Annotated in this window: 19 protein-coding genes and 2 pseudogenes; 11 read left to right on the top strand and 10 right to left on the bottom strand. The window is 62.5% G+C overall.

The annotated features are described in order from the left end of the window. Positions 1 to 4 precede the first annotated feature (4 nt). Positions 5 to 1,483: an ATPase domain-containing protein gene (locus tag GVL61_RS18005; RefSeq protein ID WP_235037774.1), complete on the bottom strand. Its 1,479-nt coding sequence runs from the start codon at positions 1,481 to 1,483 to the stop codon at positions 5 to 7. Between the two features lie 521 nt (positions 1,484 to 2,004). Here GVL61_RS18005 and GVL61_RS25075 point away from each other — a divergent pair. Further along, a pseudogene (locus GVL61_RS25075) lies at positions 2,005 to 2,232 on the top strand (IS481 family transposase); the annotation flags it as partial. Here GVL61_RS25075 and GVL61_RS17995 read toward each other — a convergent pair. Beyond that, entirely contained in the window at positions 2,229 to 2,684 is a 456-nt protein-coding gene (locus GVL61_RS17995; protein WP_159982040.1) for a hypothetical protein, read from the bottom strand. The pseudogene GVL61_RS25075 and the gene GVL61_RS17995 overlap by 4 nt on opposite strands. 41 nt (positions 2,685 to 2,725) lie before the next feature. Beyond that, positions 2,726 to 4,099, bottom strand: coding sequence for an SRPBCC family protein (locus GVL61_RS17990; protein ID WP_200844843.1), 1,374 nt, complete (start codon positions 4,097 to 4,099; stop codon positions 2,726 to 2,728). 149 nt (positions 4,100 to 4,248) lie between these two features. On the opposite strand from GVL61_RS17990, the gene GVL61_RS17985 reads away from it, so the two are divergent. The 6 genes and pseudogenes from GVL61_RS17985 to GVL61_RS17960 form a co-directional block, all read left to right on the top strand. Continuing rightward, entirely contained in the window at positions 4,249 to 4,947 is a 699-nt protein-coding gene (locus tag GVL61_RS17985; RefSeq protein WP_159982039.1) for a TetR/AcrR family transcriptional regulator, read from the top strand. 164 nt (positions 4,948 to 5,111) lie between these two features. Beyond that, the gene (locus GVL61_RS17980; protein ID WP_159982038.1) at positions 5,112 to 5,924 is read left to right on the top strand and encodes a TauD/TfdA family dioxygenase; all 813 of its coding nucleotides are present in this window, start codon (positions 5,112 to 5,114) and stop codon (positions 5,922 to 5,924) included. A gap of 43 nt (positions 5,925 to 5,967) precedes the next feature. After that, positions 5,968 to 6,720, top strand: a complete 753-nt coding sequence (locus GVL61_RS17975) for an SDR family NAD(P)-dependent oxidoreductase (RefSeq protein WP_200844842.1) — start codon at positions 5,968 to 5,970, stop codon at positions 6,718 to 6,720. 464 nt (positions 6,721 to 7,184) lie between these two features. Beyond that, positions 7,185 to 9,467: a TonB-dependent receptor gene (locus tag GVL61_RS17970; protein WP_235037769.1), complete on the top strand. Its 2,283-nt coding sequence runs from the start codon at positions 7,185 to 7,187 to the stop codon at positions 9,465 to 9,467. Between the two features lie 26 nt (positions 9,468 to 9,493). After that, a complete protein-coding gene (locus GVL61_RS17965; protein ID WP_159982037.1) occupies positions 9,494 to 9,922 on the top strand; it encodes a nuclear transport factor 2 family protein in 429 nt (142 codons plus the stop codon). Next, a pseudogene (locus GVL61_RS17960) lies at positions 9,918 to 10,816 on the top strand (IS3 family transposase); the annotation flags it as partial. The gene GVL61_RS17965 and the pseudogene GVL61_RS17960, both read left to right, overlap by 5 nt. 36 nt (positions 10,817 to 10,852) lie before the next feature. Here the strand turns inward: GVL61_RS17960 and GVL61_RS17955 are convergent. The 6 genes from GVL61_RS17955 to GVL61_RS17930 are packed head-to-tail and all read right to left on the bottom strand — an operon-like array spanning position 10,853 to position 17,359. Next, on the bottom strand, positions 10,853 to 12,130 hold the full coding sequence (locus GVL61_RS17955) for a Xaa-Pro peptidase family protein (protein WP_159982036.1): 1,278 nt from the start codon (positions 12,128 to 12,130) through the stop codon (positions 10,853 to 10,855). Between the two features lie 13 nt (positions 12,131 to 12,143). Then, entirely contained in the window at positions 12,144 to 13,118 is a 975-nt protein-coding gene (locus GVL61_RS17950) for a hypothetical protein (protein WP_159982035.1), read from the bottom strand. Between the two features lie 9 nt (positions 13,119 to 13,127). Then, a complete protein-coding gene (locus GVL61_RS17945) occupies positions 13,128 to 13,943 on the bottom strand; it encodes an alpha/beta fold hydrolase (protein ID WP_159982034.1) in 816 nt (271 codons plus the stop codon). A gap of 11 nt (positions 13,944 to 13,954) precedes the next feature. Further along, positions 13,955 to 15,358, bottom strand: coding sequence for an LLM class flavin-dependent oxidoreductase (locus GVL61_RS17940; RefSeq protein ID WP_200844841.1), 1,404 nt, complete (start codon positions 15,356 to 15,358; stop codon positions 13,955 to 13,957). Between the two features lie 19 nt (positions 15,359 to 15,377). Beyond that, on the bottom strand, positions 15,378 to 16,550 hold the full coding sequence (locus GVL61_RS17935; protein ID WP_159982033.1) for a Xaa-Pro peptidase family protein: 1,173 nt from the start codon (positions 16,548 to 16,550) through the stop codon (positions 15,378 to 15,380). Beyond that, positions 16,541 to 17,359 (bottom strand): alpha/beta fold hydrolase, encoded by an 819-nt coding sequence (locus GVL61_RS17930; protein WP_159982032.1) that lies wholly within the window; start codon positions 17,357 to 17,359, stop codon positions 16,541 to 16,543. Before GVL61_RS17930 ends, GVL61_RS17935 begins: the two co-directional genes overlap by 10 nt. A gap of 159 nt (positions 17,360 to 17,518) precedes the next feature. Here GVL61_RS17930 and GVL61_RS17925 point away from each other — a divergent pair, with 159 nt between their 5' ends. The 3 genes from GVL61_RS17925 (at position 17,519) to GVL61_RS17915 (ending at position 22,007) form a co-directional block, all read left to right on the top strand. Further along, positions 17,519 to 18,928 carry an MFS transporter gene (locus tag GVL61_RS17925; protein ID WP_159982031.1) on the top strand — a complete coding sequence of 470 codons (1,410 nt, stop codon included), beginning with the start codon at positions 17,519 to 17,521 and terminating at the stop codon, positions 18,926 to 18,928. A 131-nt stretch (positions 18,929 to 19,059) separates the two neighbouring features. Then, entirely contained in the window at positions 19,060 to 21,465 is a 2,406-nt protein-coding gene (locus GVL61_RS17920) for a TonB-dependent receptor (protein WP_159982030.1), read from the top strand. A gap of 32 nt (positions 21,466 to 21,497) precedes the next feature. Further along, positions 21,498 to 22,007 (top strand): hypothetical protein, encoded by a 510-nt coding sequence (locus GVL61_RS17915; protein WP_159982029.1) that lies wholly within the window; start codon positions 21,498 to 21,500, stop codon positions 22,005 to 22,007. A 23-nt stretch (positions 22,008 to 22,030) separates the two neighbouring features. Here GVL61_RS17915 and GVL61_RS17910 read toward each other — a convergent pair whose 3' ends face one another. Next, positions 22,031 to 22,918: a LysR family transcriptional regulator gene (locus GVL61_RS17910; protein WP_235037772.1), complete on the bottom strand. Its 888-nt coding sequence runs from the start codon at positions 22,916 to 22,918 to the stop codon at positions 22,031 to 22,033. Positions 22,919 to 23,003: 85 nt separating this feature from the next. On the opposite strand from GVL61_RS17910, the gene GVL61_RS17905 reads away from it, so the two are divergent. Beyond that, a complete protein-coding gene (locus tag GVL61_RS17905; protein ID WP_159982027.1) occupies positions 23,004 to 24,365 on the top strand; it encodes an MFS transporter in 1,362 nt (453 codons plus the stop codon). Positions 24,366 to 24,372: the final 7 nt, after the last annotated feature.

Below are 24,372 nucleotides of genomic sequence, written 5' to 3'. Positions count from 1 at the left end.
AATTTCACGCCTTGGTCGCATCGAGAAGGCCGGTATCGCCGACAAGGTTGGGAACACCGCGTAATACACCCTGGAAGGCGGTAAGTGGTTCGCCAAGCGTAATGCCATTAGAACCGATCATGAATTCGCGGATCGTATCCTCATGCGAGCCGGTGCGCTTCTTGACGACCGAAATAGCGCGCCGCACACGGCCCATCGCTTCAAAATAACGCAGCAGGATCACCGTGTCGGCGAGATAAGTCACATCAACCGGCGATTTCATATCGCCGACCAGTCCATGCTGGGCGACCGTCAAGAAGGTCGTCGCACCCTGGCGGTTCAGATATTGCAACAGTTCGTGCATGTGCAGGATCAACGCCTGCTCTTCAGGCATGGCAGCCTGGTAACCGTTCAAACTGTCGACCACGACCGTTCGCGCTCCGAACTTCTCGACGCAGATGCGGACACGCTCGGAAAATTCGCCGGGCGTCAATTCGGCGGCGTCGATCTGCTCGATCACCAGCCTCTTGCTGTCCACCATCGCCTGCAAATCTATACCCAGGCCCTTCGAGCGATCGAACAGCAGCCCAAGCTCCTCGTCGAACACAAACATGGCAGCGGTCTCGCCGCGTTCGACTGCGGATTTGACGAAGCTCAGCGTCAGCAGCGACTTACCGGTGCCGGCCGGCCCCAGGATCAGATTGCTGGCTCCGCGCTCAAACCCACCGCCAAGCAGCTTGTTAAGCTGCGTGTCGCCGATCGGCACCGTTTCACGCTTGAAGTCCGAGCGATGCTCAGCCGAGACCAGTCTTGGAAACACACGGATGCCCCCGGTGTCGATTACAAAGTCGTGATATCCGCCGCGATATTTCCGGCCACGATATTTGAGTACCCGCATTCGGCGTCGTTCAGCGCCATAGGTGGGAGAGAGTTCCTCCAGCCGGATGACGGCGTGCGCCACACTGTGGACGGTCTTGTCCATTACGTCGGCCGTCATATCATCGAGCATCAGGACGGTGGACGCATGGCGCGAAAAATAATGCTTCAGCGCCAGGATCTGGCGTCGGTAACGCAGCGAACTTTGCGCGAGCAGCCGAATCTCGGACAAGCTGTCGAGTACCACGCGGGAGGGCTTGATCCGCTCGAACGCCTCAAAGATACGTTTTGTGGTCTCGCCCAGTTCAAGGTCGGACGAATAGAGCAGGCTTTGCTGCTGCTGCTCGTCGAGTAGGCTTTCAGGCGGGACCAGTTCGAATACCTCAAAGCCATTGCCAAAGGTCCAGCCATGCGAAGCCGCACCATCACGCAGCTCTTCCTCGGTCTCCGACAATGTGATGTAGAGAACCTTATCACCAGCATCGACGCCTGCCATTAGAAACTGGCTCGCGATGGTCGTCTTGCCGGTGCCGGGGCTTCCCTCGATCAGAAATAGCCGGCTTTTTGCGAGGCCTCCGGCGAGGATTTCATCGAGTCCGGAGACGCCCGTTTCACAATTTGCTTTCAAGTTCTCCGTGTCCTTTCCTGTCAACCCGTTCGCTTCGCCGCGCAAGTAATACATCGCCTATCACGCCGAGCGATCGCTCGCCGGATGCTGCGCGGCAGAGTGTTCGATCGAGTACCGGAGAGCGGTTTCGGCAAAATTGGTCAGTGAGCGACAGTCGGGCCGAGCAGGCTGCCGTGCCCGCTCAGAAAGGTCCGGATCAAATCTGAATGTCAACGCTTTGCGCAAGCTAACCTCCGTCGCCCATACTCGCCAACCGATGTATGTACGATTTCAATACGCTTTGCTCGATAGAGGGTTCCGGCAAAGGCGTGATGGAGGCCAAATGTACCCAGCTGTCTGGTTGGGGAATGTCATTGGGATCAGGTAGGCTGGGCTATCGCGGATGACGCGTGGCGCTTTACCCCCGTCAGCGATGAGGTGCTGTGATGATGCAGATACACCTCCAGGCGCGAACGACGCCTGCAATGCGAGCGGAGATCGCCCGATCCACTGAGCCGGCGAGTGTCGCCGCCAAGCGCTAAGGCCACCCCGATCTCGAAACGCTGCTTATCGGATTCAACCATGCTGCAACTGGCTACGAAAGCGCGTTCTTTCCGGACTTTCGCCGATCGATGCCATTTCGCCAGCGGATCGAGCGCAATGGCCGCCTCGCAAACCCCAGCTACAAGCCAGCGAACAACAACGACCTGCTACCCAAGGTCGATGAGATGATCAATTATGCCAATGAGGTTTCGCGACCGGACAGCTAGGTCATGGCTGCCTCGGCGGCCTCCATGATCCAGCGTCCGGAATCTTTCGCTTGCTCATAGATGTCGAGATGGACGATTTTGTTTTCATCGCTGAATACATAGAGAGCGATGACGTTTTTGCGGATGAACTCGTCGCCCCGATAATGCCGCTCTTCGATTTCCTGCACGACGATGCGGCCCGCCTCGGTTATACGGAAAACCGTCATTTCAAAACGGGTTCCGCCCGCCCAGTCAGTGAGAAACTGACAGTATTCTTTCCAGTTCAACTCCTCAAGATAAGCTCCGACCCGTTTGAACTGGGAGACGTCGATGTACTCACCCAGTGGAGCCCAATCGGAAGGTGAAGTGACGCCTTGTGCGGTCAAGCGAGCATGCGCTTCGCAGTAGGCGTCGACAATCTTTGTAAGCGCGCCCTTGTGGCTCCCGGTCTCGGTTGCAGTGATGATTTCCAAAACTATTCCCTCCCGTCTAAACTTCTGTTTGATGCTGCAGCTTATGCTTTGCGCTGCCCTTCGTGCTCCATCCAACTCGCCACCGCAGCGTGGAAGTGGGCGAGCCGCACTTCCTGCCGCGTCAGCGTGAGGAACTGCTGGCTTGAATTGCGCAAACCACGCTGCTGGTGTTGCATCTGCTCGTAGTCCTGCTCGAGAGCGAGGAAGTACGGGTAGTGTTCGCCTTCGGGAACCTGTGTCAGAGAAGTCCGCTTCTCGGCGCGCTGTTCCGGCGGGAACCACTGCAGGTTCTGCACATGCCAGTAGCAACGATTGGGATCGCCGCTCTCATGCGGGAACGACATGATGACCGTGCATTCACCCGCGTGGATCGTCACGAAGCAATTCGGGAACAGGATCCAGAAGTGATTGTCGCTTAGCTGGGTGTCGGTGAGCCCGCTGACGTCGAGCCCCTTGGCGCTCCAGGTTTCACGCATCGCTTGCTGGAGCAGCGATCGAAGCGGGACATCCAGCGCCGTAGGCAGCGCACCATCGGGGCCGCTGCAGGCGTTCACCAGTTCATCGAAGCGCGGCAAGGAATCTGCCACAGCCGGAAAGGTTGCTGGCAGGCTATGGATCGCGGCAATCTGCTCCCTCAAGTCGCTGTCGGCGAGATTGGAGGCACCGAACGGCGCCGTGGCAACGCTGTGATCGCCAAAGAACCGATAGCGTTCTTCAGATTCGTCCATGGCTGCCACGAGTTCGGGATGCACGCCCTGGATGTGGTAGCCTTCCTGAAAGGCGTCCATGATCACCTTCCAGTTGCAGGCGATAGTCTCACGGACGTTGAAGCCGTGCGGGATCATCTCCTCCATTCGGTAGGGCGCCAGCAGTTCGACGGCCTCACCCAGAAAGTCATGAAGCGGGCCTGCTCCGCGATCCGGATTCAGGAAGATGAAGCCGGCGAAAGCGGCCACGGGTACTTCGATGAGGCCCAGTTCGGACTTCTGGCCAACGAATTCTTCCAAAGAACCGTCGAAATCGGGCCGGGGCACTGCGAGCAGCTTGCCGTCCAGCCCGTACGACCAGTTGTGGTAAGGGCAAGTGAAGCGCGCGGCGTGCCCTTCGCCCTGGCAGAAGGCGTTTCCACGGTGTCGGCAGGCGTTTACGAAGCCGCGCAGTTTATGATCGCGGCCTCGCACGATGATCCACGATTGATCGAACAGCCGGTATTCGAACCAGTCCCCCGTATTGGGCAAATCATCGCAGCGACCGGCGATTTGCCAGGTTCGCATCCAAAGGCGTTCGCGCTCCTGCTTCGAGAATTCCTGTGAGTAGTAGCGGTCGCTGGGAACCTGCATCAGGAAGCCCGAAAAATCGATATCTGCGATCCGCGGACCTTCGTCCACCAGCCGGCCGGGCTTGTCCATGTCCATTGTTTTTGGTCTCCCAGGCCGGTCTCGCGTACCTGGCCAGACGCAAACATGCCACGTGGTCTCTTTATTCACAAGCCCCCGACTGCATCCAGAGGCCACGCGCGCCGCGCACCTATCGAGCCGCCGCTTTTTCCTGCTAGAGGTAGTGAATGGCAGAGACGACGCAGGCAGCGGCAAAGCGCGCCAATAAGATACAACCTACTCGTTCCGGACTGGCACCGGTCAGTGTGGCTCGGTCGCGTGGTCGCCCGACAAGTGAAGACGCGGTCGAAATAGAGAACGCTTTGCTCGCGGCTGCGCTCGCGGAGTTCATTCGCGAGGGCTATGGGGGCGCTTCGATGCGTAGGATCGCCAAGGAGGCGCAAGTTGCACGCACGACGCTGCAGGCGCGGTTCGCCACCAAGGAAGCCTTGTTCCAGGCGATCATGACGCAGCAGATCGATCGTATGGGGGCAATCACCTCGCTTGAGACGCGGGGTGTTCCAGACTTGAAGGGAGGCTTGGTCGCTTACGCGAACCGGGCCTTGTCCTACAGTCTTGAAGGCGATCTCCTGGACGTTAATCGCCTCATCTACGGGGCTGCGAACCTGTTTCCCGAAATCGCCCGCGCGGCCATGCAGAGCACGCGAGTCGGGATCGAGCAGATCAGCGCGTTCATCGCCGAATGTGCAGTAGCCGAGGGGATTGCGTGCCGGCGCCCGAACGTACCGGCGGAGTGCTTCATCCTGCTCCTGCGTGGGTGGTATGGCTACGCCTTCCTGCGCGACAATCCGGTGCCTCGAGTTGAGCGGGAAGATTGGGTTGAGGGGATGGTCGACACCTTGATCGCCGGGCGCGCGGCTTGGTGAATGTACGTGCGCTGCATGAATGGCTCAAGAATCTGAAAACGACCTGAAGGTTCAACGACTGACGACGCGTACTTGACAGCCTTCCTCTCGGCGCTATCAAAATAGGCCAAGTGGCATTATAAAAGTCGCAAGCAGGCAATAGCCGTCAGTGGGAGAGGAGCCAAATGGCCGTCCAAGCAGAAAATCTTACGCCCACGATTGGATCGCAGGTCTTTTGCAGGCCGAATGATCTGCTCGACCCTGTCGTGGGCGGACAGCTTCGGCAGCTTCTCGTCGAGCGAGGTGTGCTGGTGTTCCGGGCTTTGCACCTCGAAGACGAGCAGCAGGTGCAACTCGCAGGCATGATGGGCAAGCTGCGCCCGGAAGGTCAAAAGGGCATTTTCAAGGTAACTCTGGACAACGAGGTAAACGCACAGGCCGAGTACCTGAAGGGCTCGTTCCTTTGGCATATGGACGGAACGCACGATGACGTCCCGGTCTTCGCTTCGCTGCTTACCGGGCGCAAGCTGTCTCAGGTGGGCGGACAGACGGGCTTCGCCAACTCATATGCAGCCTACGAGGCATTGCCGAGGGACATGAAGGTGCGGCTGGAAGGGCTGCGGGTGGTACACAGCTTCGAGGTATCGATGATGCGCGCGGATGTCGGGCGCACCGATGCCAACGTGGCATATTGGCGCAGCATTCCCGAAAAGACGCATAGCTTGGTCTGGACGCATCAGTGCGGCCGCAAGTCGTTGGTCATAGGCTGCCATGCCTCGCACGTGGTCGGCATGAACAGAGAGGAGAGCGACGCTCTGCTCGCCGAGTTGCTTGAATGGGTGACCCAGCCCCAGTTCACTTACTGGCACGAGTGGACGCCGGGTGATCTGCTGATCTGGGACAACACGGGTGTTCTGCACCGTGCCGAACCCTACCCGTTCGATAGTGGCCGGGTCATGCATCGCACAACGCTGCTGGGTGAAGAAGCCTTCGCCTAGTGGCATCCCGGCGAGGGCCCGGCATGAGAGAGGATGGGGACTGATGGTACGCAAGGTTGCACTCGTGACCGGCGCCGCGGCGGGGATCGGCGCCGCGAGCGCCCTGCGATTGGCGCGTGATGGGATAGCGGTCGGAGTACTCGATCTGGACGTGGATCGCTGTTCCGGAACCGTAGACTCAATCGCTGAGGCGGGAGGCGAAGCTATCGCGCTTGGCGCCGATATTACTGATCGCGACCAGGTCAGGGGAGCCGTCGCCCAGCTGCACGACAGGTTCGGGCCCATCGCGATCACGGTGAACAACGCCGGGATTCCAGGCTTCAAACCGTTTCTCGAGATCGATGACGCCCTGTGGGATCACATGATGAGGGTCAATCTCACGGGCGCCTTCATTGTCACGCAGGCCGTATTGCCAGGCATGATCGCCGCGCAATGGGGGCGCGTGATCAATATATCCTCGATGGCAGCGCAGGCCGGCGCCAAGGATATGGCGCACTATGCGGCATCAAAAGCTGGCATGATCGGCATGACGCGCGCACTCGCACATGAGTTCGGTCCGGCCGGGATCACGTTCAATGTGGTTCCGCCGCGATTCATCACCGGCACCATCATGTCGGACAACTCTTTCGCGGCCGGCAAGCAGCCCATGGCGCGCGAGGCGGAAGTGCAGGCGGGGCCGATCCGCCGCGAGGGCCGTCCTGAGGATATCGCGGGCGCTGTCGCTTGGCTCGCGTCGGAAGAGGCCGGTTTCGTGACGGGCCAGGTTATAGGGGTGAATGGCGGGCGCTACATCTGACTGCACGGAAAAAGCCTTTCAGGCCGCTTGACGACTGCTCCAATTAAACATACCAAGTGGACTATATAAAACAAAACATGTAAGCATGTACTTCACGGGAGCTTCAGAAAGGGGAGGGCCAGAAGGCTTCGACTTTGTGGCTCAGTTCTTTCAGATCGCAGGCCATCACGAGTTCGTTAAGCCGCACTGCAAGTCGCTGCCGAGCTTCGCCGCGTACGCCTGCATAGGCGGGATGTCGGCCACGGCCGGTGGCCCGGACAAGGCGCACAAAGGACTACGTCAGCAACTACGAGATCATCGCCAATGTCAGCTTCGGCGGCATGCCTTGCGGGGGTGTCTACGAGCAAACGGAGCCTTCGCAGAAAAGGTGATGCCGCTGCTAAAGGCCGAAAAGTCGGTGCTGGCTCAGGTCGTTAGCTGTTCGAGTTCGGGAGCAACTGCAAAAGAAGCCCGTCAAAGGAAACATGGCCCGCACCAAGCGGGCAGTCTTTGCCGGGGCACAAGGGAGAGGGAAAATCATGACGAATTCCAAACTGCTCGGCAGCTCGGCCCTTCTGGCCGTATCGTTCCTGATCGTGCTGGCACCGACCGAGCTTTTCGCGCAGGAAGATAGCTCTGGCGGTAGTGCGAAAGCTTCTACGGCCGGAGAGATCGTCGTCACTGCGCAGCGCCGGCAGGAACGTTCGGTTGACGTACCGATCTCGGTGGCGACCCTCAGCAGTGAACAGCTTGAGACTGCCAGAATCGCCGAGATTTCCGACATATCCAAGATTACTCCAGGCGTTCGCTTCGACTTTTCCAGTGGCTTCTTCCAGCCCACTATCCGCGGTGTCGGCACTTCGAACGTGACCTCGGGCGGCGGCAGCAACGTCGGTATCTATATCGATGGCTTCTACTCGCCCAACCCCCTGGCTGCCGATTTCGACCTTCTCAATCTGCAGAGCATCCAGGTTCTAAAGGGACCACAGGGAACCCTGTTTGGACGTAACACCACGGGCGGCGCAATCCTGGTTCAGACATCCGAGCCGAGCGAGAATACGTCCGCCCTGTTCAAGACAAGCTACGGGCGCTTCGACGAGCTCAAGCTGCAGGGTTATGTAACCACAGGGCTCGCCGAGGGGGTCGCTGTCGATGTCGAGGGTCTCTACAGGTCCGGCAACGGGTGGCAGCGTGATATCCAATCGGGCCAGAGAGTGGGCGACTACGAAAACTGGGCAGTCAGGGCCGGTCTCAAGATCGATCCTATCGACGGCATCAGCGTCCTGCTTCGTTATCAGCACAGCGACGTTGACGATCCCTCCTCGGTGCTTGCCAATAGCTGGAATGACCGGGAGTTCGGTGCGGGGCAGCCAGCCTATGCTCTGCCGGGCCAATACACCTATCGTCCGAATGAGATTGCGTCCGGCTCGGTTCCGGAGTTCTTCCGATCAAAAAGCGACGTCTATCAGATGACAGTCAAAGCCGACCTCGGCATCGCTGATCTGACTTCCTATACTCAGTATCGGCATGAGAATACCGATTCGTCACTCGATCTGGATTATTCCGGTGTCGATCTTCTGCAGTTCGGGCTGCCCAACATCAACCGGACCAAAAGCCAGGAATTGCTTTTCACGTCCAAGCCGGGAACGCCGTTGCAGTGGACTGCGGGCTTGTTCTATTTCAGCAACAAGGATCGCTACATTACCTACCTCGATAACTTCGGCAATTCGGACGCGGCGCGCATCCGGATTGGAGGATCGAGCACGACCACGAGGAGCTATGCGGGATTCCTCGACGCGACTTATGAGATCAACCCGCAACTGTTCGTCACAGCCGGCGCCCGCTACGCGAAGGACAAGGTGGTCGACGCATACTGGAATCCGCCCGGCGGCGGCACCGATGTGGCGGTTCCCAGCATCTCAAGCAACCGGCTCACGCCGCGCTTCGTACTGCGGTATAAGCCTAGCGATGAAGCCAGCCTCTACGCCTCATTCACGAAAGGCTACAAGGCGGCGATCATCGATGTGGGCGGCTCGTGCCAGAACGCACCCTTCGTATGTAACAACATCAAGCCAGAAACCATCAAGGCATTCGAGATCGGTGGCAAGTACGCCATCGGCGGCCTGAGTATCGAACTGGCCGGCTTCTATTACGACTACAAGGACCTGCAGGTCTCGCTGTACAAGGCAGGGACGGCTGAGGTCGTCAACGCGGCGAAGTCGCAAATCTATGGCCTGGACGGGCAGTTCCGTTACGAGATCGTAGAGGGCCTGCAGCTGAACGGCGGCGCGGCGTGGACGCACGCGCGTTACAAGAAATTCGCCAATGCGCCCATCTACACGAACTGCGCTGCGCTATCGCAGGCGATCCAGAGTGCCTGTGCCGCCAGCTTCACCACCTTCGTCATAGTCAGCACCGATCTCGACAACGTTCCGATGCAACGCACGCCGGCGTTCACCGCGAACCTGGGCGCGCGCTATGCCGCGACGGTGGCGGAAGGGGAGTTGGCTCTCTCGGGCAATTTCTATCACTCCTCGGAATTCCATTACGGACCTTCCGGGATACAGTTTCGTCAGGGAGGCTATGAGACGCTCTCGCTGCGAGTTCAATGGACGGACCCCAGCGACAGGTACACTTTTGCCCTCTGGGGCGATAATGTCACCAACGGCCGGTTCAAGGTCGGGGCTCAGTATACCAACTACGGTATCGGCGCGAACTGGAACAAGCCCGCAACTTATGGGGTGGAAATCAGCGCCAAGTTCCAGTGAGCCGCATGTATGGGGAGTGATTCATTATGGTGTCGATCAACAGGGCCGCCGCGCTACAATTCATAGAAGCAATGTCCAAGGCCGATCGCTCGCTTGCCGATCCTGTCCTTGCACCGGAGGCGTACACGATCTCAAAAGGGTTCGGACACTTCGCCGGTGTTCGATCTCGAGAGGTCATGGTGGGGACGATCGAGGCGTTCAACGATCTGCTGCCCGGCGGCCTGCGCCTTGCAGTCTCGCGCGTCATCGAGGGTGATGATTGCGTGATTGTGGAGTGCGAGGGCAATGCGACTACACCCGATGGCACAGCCTACCACAACCAGTACTGCTTCATTTTCACCATGCAGGATGGACTGATCGCGCGAGTGGACGAGTATTTTTGCAACGTACTCGCCGACCGCGTGCTCTGGCCCTTGGTCGCAAGCTATCCGGACGAAGCTTTGCTGGCGCAGTGATGCGTTTCGGCGGATCGCGGTTACCGAGCAGACTGATTATCGCTGGTGCAAGGAATATGGCGGGCTGAAGACCGACCAGGCTCGGCGGATGAAGGATCTGGTGAAGGAGACTCTGCGGCTGCGGCGAGCGATCTCGACCTGACGTTCGACAAGCTGATCCTGCAGGAGGCTGCCCGGAGAAACTTCTGAGCCCCGCGCGGCGACGGCGCTGCTGCGCGATGCGGGATGGACGGTTAACCGCAAGCGGGTCGAGCGTATCTGGCGGCGCGAGGGCCTGAAGGTGCCGCAAAAGCAGCCCAGGCGGGGCCGGTTATGACTGAATGATGGCTCGTGTATCCGGCTGCGGCCGGAGTATTCAGGACATGTCTGGGCATACGACTTGGTTGAGGGCCGCACCCATGATGGCCGTAAGTTCCGCATCCTGACTATCATCGTTGAGGCCAGCCGCGAATGCCTCGCTTTGATCGTGGCGAGGTGGATCAAATACGAAGCCGTGTTGGCGGTCTGGCGAACCTGTTTATCGCGCGCGGCCCGCCTGCCAATATCAGATCCGGTAACGGCAGCGGATTTATCGCGACGACCGTCCAGAAATGGCTGGCGCAGGTCGGTGTGACGACGCTCTACATCACCCCGGCATCACCCTGGGAGAATGGCTACAACCAAAGCTTCAACGGGTCCCTTCGCGACGAACGACTTAACGGCGAAATCTTTTACAGCCTTGCTGCGGCACAGGTGCTGATCGAGGCCTGGCGGAAGCACTACAACACGGTCCGTCCCCTCAGTACTTGGCTACCGACTGCCGGCTCCGGAAACAGCTTCTCCGCCATGCCGCCTTCCAGTCCCGCTTCGCTCCACTTTCAGGTGGCAATGGCAACGGAGGCAACAATGCACTAACAATCAGTACGGACCATTCAGTGGGGGCCGGTCAAATTAAATCGGCTTGATGCGTAAATTTGTATTGAGCGAAGTAATGGCTTCGCATCCATGATTGCGAACTATCATCATGTCCTCGACATGGGTCGTTCCCCATCCGAATTCGTGATAGGGCATGTCGAGAGTGAAGACCATATTCTCTTCGAATACCAGTGGGTGATGGCCGGGCATTTCGGCACCGACGGAGACCGGATGGTCTGTGTGTTCCAGGCCGACGCTGTGCGGCCCGGCGATGACGAATCCAGGAAAGCCCTCACGGTGAACGGCAGCGAGAGTGAGATCGACGATCTCCTTGAAACTGCGCCCGGGGCGGATCTCGGCATAAGCGATCTCCAGCGCGCGGCTGACGGCTTCGGAGCGGCGGAGCATCTCGGCATCCGGCTCGCCGAAGAATACAGAGCGGCCGACATCCCCTCTATACTGCTTGTAGCTGACAACGCTGTCGAGTTTGATCAGTTCGCCAGCCTCGACCGCGCCCGTCGCCAGCCCGCGGATATTGGCGATGATCCATTCCGACCGGCATTCGCGTTCGGCCGCAAGCCGGGCATGGATGTCGCCGATCGCGGCGAGCGGCATGCCAACTTCCATACGCTCGATCACACCGTCGAGCACCTCCTCGCCCCTCTGCCCGGCGATGCGAAGGAGGTCGATTTCCGCAGGGCTTTTCACCATGCGGATTTCCTTGAAAATGTTGAGCGCGTCGATTCCGGTAAGAGCGGTCTGGCCGATGTCGTGCAGCCAGCCCAGTACGCGCGGATCGTCGAAGCCGAGCCTGCCGTGAGTAAGGCCCGCGTCATCGATGGCGCGGGCGAGCGCGCGGGTGGCGGTGGCCTCCGACCTGCCCTGATGCTCCGCGTAACGCTCCAGTAATTGCAGGTCGCGTGGGGCCATTTCGGCGCCGGGGCGCGTGGGATAGGGGGTGAGTGGGGTGTTCGTATCGACTGCCGTCACCATCCGGTCGAGATCGAGTTCCTCGGTCGAGAATTCAAAATCGCGCGGGGTACGAGGCGCAACGCGGGTTACGAACGTCGCAACATTCGGCATCCACGTAGGGCAATGTTCGAGGTGATAGACCCCGGTGCCGGGTATGATCAGCGCCGCCGGTGCGCTCTCGTCGCGCGGAAGAAACGCATAGAGCGTGTAGTTGCGCGACATGAGGAACATCGGTCCCCAATAGTCGGACAGGTAGTACACGTTCTCGGGAAAGGCGGCGACCAGGCCGTCAAGGCCGTGTCGGTCCATCACGAGGTTGGCGCGTTCCCGATTCAGTAGCATGCTTGCGCCCTTCTTACTTGCAGGTGAGGCCGTTGCGTAGCTCCGGCCACGCTCGCCCGGCCGCGGTCTGGCGATCCAGTGCGTGGTCGAGGAAGGCTACGGTTGCGCTCAATACCGTCGCGCGGCGATCGGCAGTGGTGTCGCCGGCCGGTGGGCGCAGCGCGGAATCGATACCACCGAGATAATGCCCGGCGCCTTCGATATGCATGAGACAGGTGTTCCTGCCCTTGCCCGAGAGCCTGAAGCCATCATCGTGCCAGGCCGCGCCCAGATTGCTCATCGGGCCGGTATCGGCGGTACCGTTCACCATAAGAACGGGGCCGCGCATCGCCGACCAATCGACTTTGAGGTAGGTCGCACGCGCTTGCCAGGTCGGCGTCAGGCCTTCCCAGTTGCCAGGCGCCGAGAGCAGCACCGCTGCGCGGTAGGGCAAAGCTGGTTCAGCCGGCATGCCCTCGACGCGTGCGCCCATCGCCAGCGCCGCCGAATGGCCGCCGAAGCTGTGGCCGGCGACGGCGGTGCGGGTAAGGTCAGCTCGGCCTGGAAGGCCGGGAACTTGCTTCAGGATGCCGGGCAGGTGGGTGCCGATCCAGGCGAGAGTATCGTAGCGTATGCGCCAGGTGTCGGCAGGCCATCCTGCGGGAGCGATGCCGTCAGTTGAGGCGTCGGGGAAATCCGGCTGGACGACGATGTAGCCAGCTCGTGAAATGCCCTCGACGAGCGGACGGTAATCGGATCGACCGAGAGCGGCGCCGTGGGCGAAGACTAGCACCGGGAGGTCCTTGCCGCCTGCCGGTGCGGTGATGCGCATGACGATGGCGCCGGGCGGTCCCTGAATGGTAACGGGATCGGTTGAGACGATCGTCGTCAATTGGAACGGCGCTGAATACGTATCGGCAAGGGCAGGTTGCATGGCGCCCGTCACCGCGCAGGCGAGGCCAAGCACGGCGAACGCCGGAACGAGAAAGAAGCGAAAGGGGGATGGCATGGCAGGGTTTCAGCGCTCTTTCAGGAAGCTGTCGATGCGGGCGGCGATGGCCTCCGCATCGACTTTCAGGAAGCCGTGAGCAGCGCCGTGCAGTTCAACAAGGCGGGCGTCGGGGATACGATGCGCCTCGCGGTGCGTCACGTCCCACAGGTCGTCCTGCGGGCACAGCAGCAGCGTCGGCTGGCGCAGGTTCTCCAGCGCGCCGATGAAGTCGTATTCGTACACGGCGCGGAAGCCCCAGGGCAGCCGCTTGCCGGGCCGGAGGTGTTCCGCCAGTGACGCATGCTTCCAGTCGAGATCGACGCGGGTGTCATGCATCGATTCCATGAGCTTCCACAGGTCTGCGACGTGGCCCGCGTCGGGGCGCGGCACCGGGAAGCGGTCGATCGAAGCGAGGCGGCGGATGCGTTCCTCCGCCTCGTAGGCGGCGAGGCTGACCAGCACGAGGCGGCGGATCAGACGCGGCCGGGAGACCGCAAGCTCGGTCGCGGTGACCGAGCCTGTGTGATAGCCCATGACGTCGACCGGACCTTCGCCGATCACGCCGTCAGCGCGCATCGTTTCGAGGAAGCCGGCCATGACCTGGCCGAAATCGCGAATTCCGATCGGTGCGGGCGGGGCGTCGCTGCCGCCGTAGCCGGGGGTGTCCGGGGCCAGCACGACACGGCCCTGCGCAGCCAGCAGCGGCATGACCGGCTCGTAGTCGAAGCCGGACTTGGGCGTCTGGTGCAGGCACAGCAGCGGGGGCAGGGCGGCGGGGCCTGCCGGCCGCGCGACCCGGTAATGAATCTGGCCGTATGGCCCGTCACAATAGGCGCGTTGCATGAGGGGCGCGCTCATTGCGCAGCCACGTGGAGCGGCTTCCAGATGTCAGGTTCGCCGCCGAGCGTGGGGTCGGCGACGAACATGTTTTCCGGGCGCGGCAGGCCGAGGTTGTCGCGCAGGGTGCCTTCCTCGTACTCGGTGCGGAACAGGCCGCGTGCCTGGAGGATCGGGACCACAAGGTCGACGATGTCGTCGAGGTTGCCGTCGAGGTAGTTGGGTGAGATCGAAAATCCGTCGCCGGCTTCTGCCTCGAACCACTCCTGGAACATGTCGGCGACCTGCTCGGGCGTGCCCGCCATCGTGAAGCTGGCGCGCGAGACCGACACGCGGCGGGCGAGCTGCTCGACGGTGAGGTTCTCGTCGTGGGCCATGGCGATGATCTGCTGCTGCACCCATTGGCCGGCGTTGGTGAGGCCGATGTCGGGAAGCGGACCGTCGAGGGGCGCGCCGGAAAGGTCGATGTCGCCGAGCAGCATCTCCAGCTTGCCGACTGCGAGTTCGAGCGGGATGAGGTCAAGCAGCGCCTGCGTATCGCGCCGGGCTTCCTCCTCGGTGGCGCGCACCAGTATCTGCATCGAGGGGATGATCTTCACATGGTCGGGGTTGCGCCCGAAGCCGCGCGCGCGGGATTTCATGTCAGCGTAGAAGACCTGCGCCTTCTCCATCGATGGCTGCGCGGTGAACACGAGGTCTGCCGTACGCGCTGCCAGCCCGCGACCGGGCTCTGACCCGCCGGCCTGCACAATCACCGGATGACCCTGCGGCGGCCGGCCGACGTTGAGCGGGCCGCTGACGTTGAAATGGCGCCCCTTGTGGTTGAGCGCGTGAACTTTTGCCGGTTCGAAGTAGCGGCCTGCCGCCTTGTCGCGGACCATCGAGCCGTCCTCCCAGCTATCCCATAGCCCGCGCACGACATCGACAAACTCCTCGGCGCGCTCATAGCGCTGGTCGTGGTCCATGTTGAGGTCGCGTCCGAAGTTGCGCGCTTCGTTCTCGGTGGCGGAGGTCACCACGTTCCAGCCCGCGCGGCCAGCGGTCAGGTGGTCGAGGGAGGCGAAGCGGCGGGCGATCGCGTAAGGCTCGTTGTAGGTAGTCGAGGCAGTGGAGACCAGGCCGATCGAGCTGGTCACCTGCGACAATGCAGCGAGCAGCGTCGTCGGTTCCAGCTTGCCTGCGTTGTCGGTGGCCGAGAACGCACCGCTCCCCGAAATGTGGTGATAGCCCTGCGCGTCGCCGGAGAAGTAGCAGTGGAACTTGCCGCGTTCCGCTGTTTTGGCAAGGCGGGCATAGACGGTGAAGTCGTGCAGGTCTTCGGCGGCGCCGTCGCCGAAGCGCCACCCGCCGGGATGGGCGCCGGCGTTGTGGATGAAGGTCGCGAAGATCATCTGGCGGCGGGGAGCGCTTGTCACGGGCATGCCTATTTCCTTCCTGCGGTCATCCGACGTGCTCGGTGCGGCCGTCGATGCAGGCGATGAGCCGGTTGTCGGCCCGGTTGAGTATCTCGACGCCGTCCTTGCCGAGGAGGATGAGGTCCTCGAAGTGGAACTTGCCCACTTCAGGGCCGATCCAGGGCAAGTCGCAGCTCAGCACCATGCCGGTTTCAAGCGTGAACGGTGCCATGGCATTGCCGGGATGGGGGTGGTCGGTGTGTTCGAGGCCGACCGAATGGATGTTCGATGCCTTGTACGCGGGATTGCCCGCCGCTTGGATCGCGGCAGTGACGCTGGCCTCGACTTCGGTGGAGTGCGCGCCGGCGCGGAATGCGCCGAGCGAGGCGAGCCAGCCCTTTCGCGTCGCGTTGTAGCAGCGCAGCTGCTCCGCGCTCGGCTCGCCGATCACCAGGGTACGGCCGATGTCGCTGGTGTAGTGAGCGTATTCGGCGGTGGCGTCGAAAGTGACGGTGTCGCCGGGCAGAAGCTGCGCGGTCTTGGGCAGGCGGCCCTGGCCGGGCCGGTAGGGTGTGATGAGCAGGAACATCGGCCGCGCGCCCGTCATCGGAACCCCCGCCCAGAACACCCGCTCGGCCTCGGCGCAGGTGGCTCCGGCGGCGATGGCTTCGGCGCAAAGGGCGATGGCGGCGTCGGTCTTGCGTGCCGCCGCTCGCATGAAGGCGAGTTCCTGCGGCGTCTTGACCATGCGAATCTCGCGCAGGAGATCCTTTGCATCGGTGATCCTGAGCCCCGGCATCTGCACGGCTACATCGGCGCCCAGGCCGCGGTCCTCGAACCCGATGGCGGCGTTGCCAAGCCCCAGTTCTGCAAACCATGCGGCGATGGCGGTAGCGTGGTCGGAGGGCAGGCCACTGGTATCTGCACCGGCCTGGGTGCCGCCGGGGCCGATTCCGGGGCGGCGGGCGTAGCCGCGCACGATTTCCATCCAGGTGCCGTCCCGCTGCTGTGGCTGGCCGGCGTCGACCTCCACGGTGATGACTGCCGGGGGCAGTGCACGGTCGCGCGGCAGCACGCAGAGCGCCAGGTCGCCAAAGCCCCAGCTGGCGTCGGTCGCCCAGGAACTGAGGTAGTAGGTGTTGATCGGGGTCGAGGCGACGATCGCCGCCAGTCCGTCGCGATCCATGATCATGTCGGCGCGGTCGCGGTTTAGCAGCATGTCGGCTCCGTACTCAGGAAGGCGCGCATTTCAGCTTCGACTCGGTCGGTCTCCAGTTTGAGCACGCCGTGCTTTACGCCCGGTAGTTCCACAAGCCGCGCATCGGGGTAAGCGCGCCAGTGCGCATGGGTCTGCGCCCACAGGTCGTCCTCGGGGTTCATCACCAGCACGGGTTGTGCGACCCGGCGCATTGCGGCGATGAAGTCGTGGTCGTAGACCGCCATGAAGCCCCACGGCAGGCGGGCGCCGGTCCGCAGGCTGTCGGCCATCGCGATGTGCCTTTCCTCGGGCTGGAGGCGCGGGTCGGCGAGTTCCGTCAATCTGGCCCAGAGCTTCTCGATGTGGACGAGGTTTGCGGCGGGCTCGGGAAAGAACTCGCGTATTCGCGCCAGGCGCTGGGCACGGGCATCAGCGTCGTAGGCGGCAAGTCCGAAGGCGACGACGCGGCGGACGCGCGTGGGATGCAGGTTGGCCAGTTCGGTGGCGATGATAGAGCCGGTGTGGAACCCGGCGATGTCGAACCGCTCAAGGCCGAGATCGTCGCAAAGCGAGGCTAGCGCCTCGGCATAGTCGCGGATCGTCACCGGGGCGGGCGGCGGATCGCTCATGCCGTAGCCGGGCGTATCGGGTGCGATCACCAATCGGTCGCGGCCGAGGCGCGGCAGGAGCGCGTCCCACATCGCGCCGCTGCTCGGCGTGGAATGGATGCAAAGGAGCGGCGGCGGGCCGTCGCTTCGCGCCTCTCCGCAACTGCGCAGATGCACTTGTCCCCAGCGCCCTTTCGCGTAGCTGCGGATGATCTGCACCATGGATTTGCTGAATGCCTCCTGCGGCGCTCGGTTGCCGTGTCAAAAGCGAGGTAGCAGGCTCGGTCGTTCAAGGTCACGGATCGGATCGCGACTGACCGACAGTCGATAAGTACTGCCGGGAGGGCTGGCGCCGGAACCGATTGCAGCACTTCATGCGGCATGGCTGCCAAGAACCCCTCGTCGCCCGCTCATGCGCCCGTCCGCACTCCCGCTCGCAAATCGGAACTGCCGCTTTCGCTTTCGCTCGCCTTCGGGATCGGGACGGTGGGGGTTTCGTGCATGCTCAACCCGATCTCGATGTACTTTCCGGCGATGCTGGCGACGGTACTGGGGCTGTCTCCCGCGATCGCCGGGATGCTTCTGACCGGGTCCAAGCTCTACGACATCGTGGCGGACATTCTCATCGGCGCCGCCAGCGATCGGACAAAGTCGCGCTGGGGGCGGCGCCGTCCCTACATGTTCGTGGGCAGCCTGATGGGCGCGGGCGCTTTCGCGCTGATCTTCAATCCGTGGCTGCTGCCGACGGGGACCGGCCTGATCGTTAGTCTCGCGGTTTTGCTGGTGATCTATTCGACCGGCTATTCGCTATTCAACATCCCCTATATCGCCATGCCCGCCGAGATGACTGACGATGCGTCTTCGCGCACCGGACTGATCTCGTGGCGCAGCTTCTTTATCGCGGTGGGGCAGCTCGTCTCGGTGGCCGGGGGCGCCCAGTTGATCGCGCTGTTCGGGCGCGGGGAGCGGGGATATGCGGTGATGGGGTTGACCCTTGCGGTCGTCATCGTCTGCAGCACGCAGCTCACGGTCGTGTTCACCGCCAAGGCGCGGCGGCAGGAGCGGGTCGAGACGGGAACACGGATCCGCCCGCTCGCGCACGCGCGCATGGTCCTTTCGAACCGGCCGTTCGTCCTGCTGATGAGCGCCAAGCTGTTCCTGCTGTTCGGGCAGGCCGCGACGGCCAGCACGCAGCTCCTGTTCCTGCTCAACGTCGCGCGGGTGGGCTATGTCGGGCAGGTGTGGTTCAGCGTGGCGGAGAACATCGCGCTGGCCGGTACGCTGGCGCTCTGGGTCAAGGCGATCAACCGCTGGGGCAAGCGCCCGATCTATATCATCGGTCTGTTAGCGCAGTGCCTGATCTACCTCGCCTGGCTGCTGCCCGGTGTCGAGGAAACGGCATGGACGCTTGCGACGCGTGGCTTTATGCGCGGCGTCTTCAGCGCGGGCATTCTACTGGCTGGGACGGCGATGCTCCCGGACACCATGCAGTTCGACTTCTACCGCACGGGGCTGCGCCGCGAGGGCATGTTCGCCAGCGTATACGCAATTGTCGAGAAGATCGCTTTTGCAGTCGCGCCCGCACTGATCGGCGGGTTCCTGGCCTTCAGCGCCTATATCCCGACCACCGGCGGCGCGATCGTCGACCAGCCCGAGAGCGCTGTGCTGTCGCTTTACGTGCTGTTGGTCGGTGTGCCGATCCTGGCGAATCTGACCGCGGCGGGGCTGATCTGGTTCTACCGCCTCGACGCAGCAGCGCTGGAAAGGGCAGGGCAGGAGGCCGCAATCTGATCGCAGGGTGGAAAGTCTGCGCTGGAAGGCCCCTCGTTCATCGCACAGTGACCAGCCGCGATTGGCTGCTTATGCAACGGTCCCGCCCGCGTCACCTGTTCTGCAAACAAGGCAAGGAACAGGGAAAAGCAATGGACCGCAATTCTTATCTCAGGATGCTGCTCGCCACCGCCGCGGTAGGAGTGATCGGGCAGGGGCTCGCTGCAGCCCCCGCGCTCGCGCAGGAAGCACAGGCCGGAGTGAGCCTGCCCGGCGATATCGTCGTCACTGCTCGCAAGCGCGAGGAATCGCTGCAGGACGTGCCGATCGCCATCACCGCGCTCGATTCCGCCTCGCTTGAAAAGCGCAACATCGCCAGCCTCAACGACGTGGCAGACGTCACGCCGAGCATGTATCTGTCGAACTCGGGCTCGGGCCGCGCTGATCGTTCCAACCAGCAGATCATCATTCGCGGCATGACGCCGTCCTCTTCGCCGACCTCGAACGGCAACGTCTCGGTCTTCATCGACGGCGCGCCGGTTACCGGCGGCTTCGTCGAAGGCATCGGCGACCTTGCCCGCGTCGAAGTGCTCAAGGGCCCGCAGAGCGCCTATTTCGGCCGAGCGACGTTCGCCGGTGCGGTGAACCTCGTCACCAAGGACCCGACGAACGAGCTGCGCGGTTCGGTGGAAGGGCAGATCGCCTCCAACAGCTGGACCAACTTCACCGCCTCGCTGGAAGGCGCGATCATTCCCGACAAGCTGCTGTTCCGCGTCAGTGGCCGGCATTTCTACACCGACGGCGACTTCGACAATCCCGGCGGCGCGTCGGAGACGCTCGGCCAGCAGGAATCGACCAGCCTTGCGGTAACGCTGATCGCCAAGCCAACGGAGAACCTGACCCTCCGCATCTTCGGATTGGGTTGGCATGACGATGACGGCCCGGGGCCGCTCGGCAAGTTCGCCAGCCCCGACTACAACTGCGACGCCGGGCTGGGCCGCGGGCTCAATTACATTTGCGGCAAGCTGCCGGGCAGTCCCACGCTGACGCCCGCCAGCAATGTCATCATGGATCCGCTGTTCCGCAGCCAGGTCATCGACAATCCCAATGTCCCGCTGCTGTTCGACAACCTGGTACAGACCGAGGCAGGCATGAAGCGCCGGGCCTATCACGTCCACGGCGGGCTGACGTGGGATGCACCGTTCGCGCCGGTCAGCATCTCCGCGCTCGTCGCCTGGAACCAGAACCACTACGCGACGCTTAACGACCTCGACCTTGAGGATACACGAAGTGTCGCTAACCCGAACTTCAACGGCACCAACGCGAACCTGGTGCGCCCCTTCGTCGATTACGAATCCTACGTGGAATACATGTTCGACGACTGGTCGGCCGAGCTGCGCGCTGCCTCCACCGGCAAGGGCCCGTTCACCTGGACGGTCGGTGCAAATTACACCGAGGCGCTCAGCACGCCGAACGCCAACGCCCTTTATCCCACCGGCTACCGCGTCTCGACCGGATCGGTCATTAACCAGGCGAAGACGTGGAGCGGTTTCTTCGGGCTGGGCTACACGCTGGGGATCATGAATCTCAGCTTCGACGGTCGCTACCAGATCGACAACATCTATTCGCGCCGCCGCATCTTCGACAAGCCGACCGACACGCTGCTCAAGGCGACTTACAAGAACTTCCTGCCGCGCGTCAGCCTTACCATCGAGCCGACCCGCGACCTGACGATCTACGGATCGTGGTCGAAGGGCATGAACCCCGGCGCGTTCAACTCCTCGCTCGCCACCGCATCGCAGGCGGTGCAGGACGCGGCGTTCCAGCAGACCGGCGCGCAGACGACCGTCAGGCCCGAGACGCTCGAACAGTGGGAACTGGGCGTGAAGGGCCGGCTGTTCGGTACGCTGAGCTATGACGTGAGCGCGTACTACGGGACCTGGAACGACCAGATCATCTCGGTCAACGCGGTGGTGCCGGCCGGAGGATCGGGCAATCAGACGCAGGTACAGACGTTCTCGGCCAACGCCGGCAAGACCCGGCTGGCGGGCATCGAGGGCCAGCTCGACTGGCGCGCGAGCCAGAACCTCGCGTTCAACGGCGGCATCGGCTACAACTACAGCGAGATCGTCGATTATGTCTGTGTGACATGCGCCGTGTCGATCACGGGCAGCACGGACGTTTCCGGCAACAGCCTGCCGCGCGTGCCTTCGGTCAATGCCACGCTGGGCGCGCAGTACACCGCGGACCTGCCGTCGCCGATCCTGGGCGGCATGCTTGACCAGTGGTATCTGCGCGCGGACTACATCTACAAGAACCGCATGTATGCGACCGAGGCGAACCTTGCGTACACGCCCGATACGCATCTGGTGAACCTGCGCGCGGGTCTTTCGTCCGACCGTGCACGGATCGAGGCCTTCGTGCTGAACCTTACCAACGAGCGGACCTATACCAGTATCGTGCGCAACGTGGACGTGCTGCGATCCAACACCAACGACATCCTCGTCGGGCTGCGTACCGGGCGTCAGATCGGCGCACGCATCCGGTACAACTTCTGATGAGGGGCGCTTCAACGGGGATTGCGGGGATCATGCGGCGCATGGTCCCCGTGGGGGCCGCTCTGGCGGCATCGCTGGTTCCACCCTCGGCGATCGCGGCGGCGGACAACCTGTTCGGCGATTTCGCGGAGCCGGTGCGCTGGTATCACCTCTATTCGGCGGATGACGGGCTCACCCACGTCGAGGAAATGGCCGTGCCGGTCTCGCAGGGCAGCTACGGCATGAACGTGCTGTTCGACCGGCAGGTGCGGCGGGTGGTGATCGCCTACTGGCCGGACGGGTTCCAGTCTGAATGGCACTATGCGACTAATACCAATGTCCTGCTCTACCTGCAGGGCAACCAGCTGATCGATACCGGGGACGGCAAGACCTACCGCCTGAATCCGGGTGAGGCGGTACTGGCCGAGAACTGGACCGGCAAGGGCCACCGTTTCCGCTGCGAGGCGAAGACCGGGCGCAAGGTCTGCCTGGTGGTCCAGATCACGCTAGGCGATCTCGAAAAGACGCTGCCGCTGCGCAAGGCGCCTGCAGCGCAGCCGTGAAGGGAAGGGCGCTGCGGCGCCCTTCAGTCCAGTGCGGCGCGCACCAGGGCCCGGAACCGCGTGGAGACCGGGGTGGCGCGCACGCCCCGGCGCTCCATGAAGCCGAACACGAAGTCGAAGCGCATCGCTTCGATATCCAGCACCGCAAGCCGCCCCGCGGCGACATCCGCTGCGGCGTAGCGGGCCGGGAGCAGCGCGGCCATGTCGCTCTCCAGCGCGGAGCTTCGCAGGAGCGACAGCGAGGTGGCGTTGAGCGACTGCGGCGGCACCGGCAGCCGGTTGCGGTAGAACGCGCTCTCGAACCGGTAGCTGACGGAAACCTGGTGCGGAACCGCCCAGCGTATTCCCGCCGTGTCCTCAAGCCGGGTTACGGCGGCATAGGGATGGTCCGGCCGAACATAGGGCAGGATCAATTCTTCCCCGAGCGCCTCGAACTCGATCTCGTTGAGTTCGGTGCTGCGGGTATAGAAGAAGCTGGGGATCAGGCAGAAGCCAAGATCCATTTCCTTGCGGCGCAAGTCCTCAGCAATCTGCTCGCGGGTCGCCGAGATGACATGGATGTTGAGAAGCGGGTTCTCCTGCACGTGCCGGTTGATCGCTCCCGGTATCAGGTCGAAGTGGAAGTTGGGCGATATGCCCAGCTTGAGCGTCGCCTGCGCCCCTTCCTCGTCGATTTCGCTCAGGGCCCGTTCGAGACTGTTGAGCAGTTCCTCGGCGCGCGGCAGGAAGCGGTCGCCCGCTGGCGTCAGCATCGTACCCGAGGGGCCACGCGCGAAGAGGCGTGAGCCGAGGTCTGTTTCGAGCCCGCGCATATTCCGCGTCAGCGTCGGTTGGGTCATGCCCAATTCAATAGCGGCTTTCCCGAGACTACCCGTGCGCGCAACCGCTACGAACTGCTCGAGTCTCCGCATGTCGATAGAACGGCTCAACCCGGTATTCCTGTCTGTGATCAAATGTCATGGTGATGGAACATTTGAACGAAGGCAAGGGATGTCCATGACCGATGACGCCGCCGGCCCGATCGCGGTCCAGCCCTATCCCCCGCGATTGCGGTCATGGGGCGTGCTGGTGCTGTTCTGCATCGCCTCCATCATCTCGGTCATCGACCGGGGCATACTGACCCTGGTGGTCCAGCCGGTGCGCGCCGAGCTGAATATCACCGACCTGCAGATCAGTCTGCTGCAGGGTCTGTCATTCGGCATCTTCTACGCGGTCATGGGTATTCCGCTCGGTCTTCTCGCCGACCGCGTTTCGCGCAAGCGGCTGCTGATCTTTGGCATCTTCGTATGGAGCCTCGCTACGCTCTACGGTGCCGAGGCATCGAGCTTCGGCGAATTGTTCGCCGCACGACTGCTCGTAGGGCTGGGCGAGGCGGCTCTGGCGCCGTGCGCCATATCGATGATCGGCGACATGTTCCCCGCCGACCAGCGCGGGCGGCCTATCAGTGTCTACCTGCTGGGGCAGGCGGTTGCGCCGGGGATCGGCCTGTTTCTTACCGCGCAGGTGCTGGCGGCGGCGCCGCGCGGGGTATTTGACCACCTGCCGTTGCTGGGCGGGATGGCCCCATGGCGCATAGTCTTTGCGATCTGCGGGGTGATCGGTCTTTTCGTGGCCGCGCTGATGCTGGTCTACCGCGAGCCTGTGCGGCGGTCGGTGGCCGCGCCCCAGGGCATGAGCGGTTTCGCGGAGTCGTTCGGCTATCTCAGGCGGAACTGGATCGTGTTCCTGCCCTTCTACGTCGGCTTCGCGGTCGCCACGATGCACACCTATGGGCTCGCCGGGTGGAACGCTACCTACCTGATCCGTACTTTTGAGCGCAGCCCGGTGGATGTGGGTGAGTGGCTCGGTACGGCGGCGGTGATCTGCGGAGGCGTGGGGGCGCTGACCGCGGGCTGGGTGAACGATCGGATCGCGCGGCGCGGCAGGCCGGGCAGCAAGCTCAGGTTGCTAATGGCAATCTGCCTCTTCGCGCTGCCCAGCACGATGTTGGCCTTCGCGCCGTCCTTCCCGGTGGGGCTGGCAATGGTGGTCCTTTCCATCGCGATCATGCCGATGCTGGGGACGACGATGATCTCGAGCGTGACCGAACTGGTGCCGGGCAACATGCGCGGTTTCGCCACATCGATGCTGGGGCTGACAAATACACTGCTGGGCGCGACGATGGGGCCCCTGCTGATCGCCTTCTCCACCGAGCACGTCTATCGCGACCCGGCCCTGATCGGCGCCTCGATGACGACGGTAGGCCTGCCGGTCATCGCGCTGGGCCTGATCCTTTACGGACTGGCGGCCAGGGGTATGAAGCGGCGACTGGGCACCGATGCTGAATTCCGCGACGTCGTTATCGTCCGCGCGGCTTAGGGGACGA

The sequence above is a fragment of the Novosphingobium sp. 18050 genome, assembly GCF_902706195.1.
GTDB lineage: Bacteria > Pseudomonadota > Alphaproteobacteria > Sphingomonadales > Sphingomonadaceae > Novosphingobium.
The sequence above is the reverse complement of the archived record's forward strand: the minus strand, read 5'-3'. Positions and strand labels throughout refer to the sequence as shown.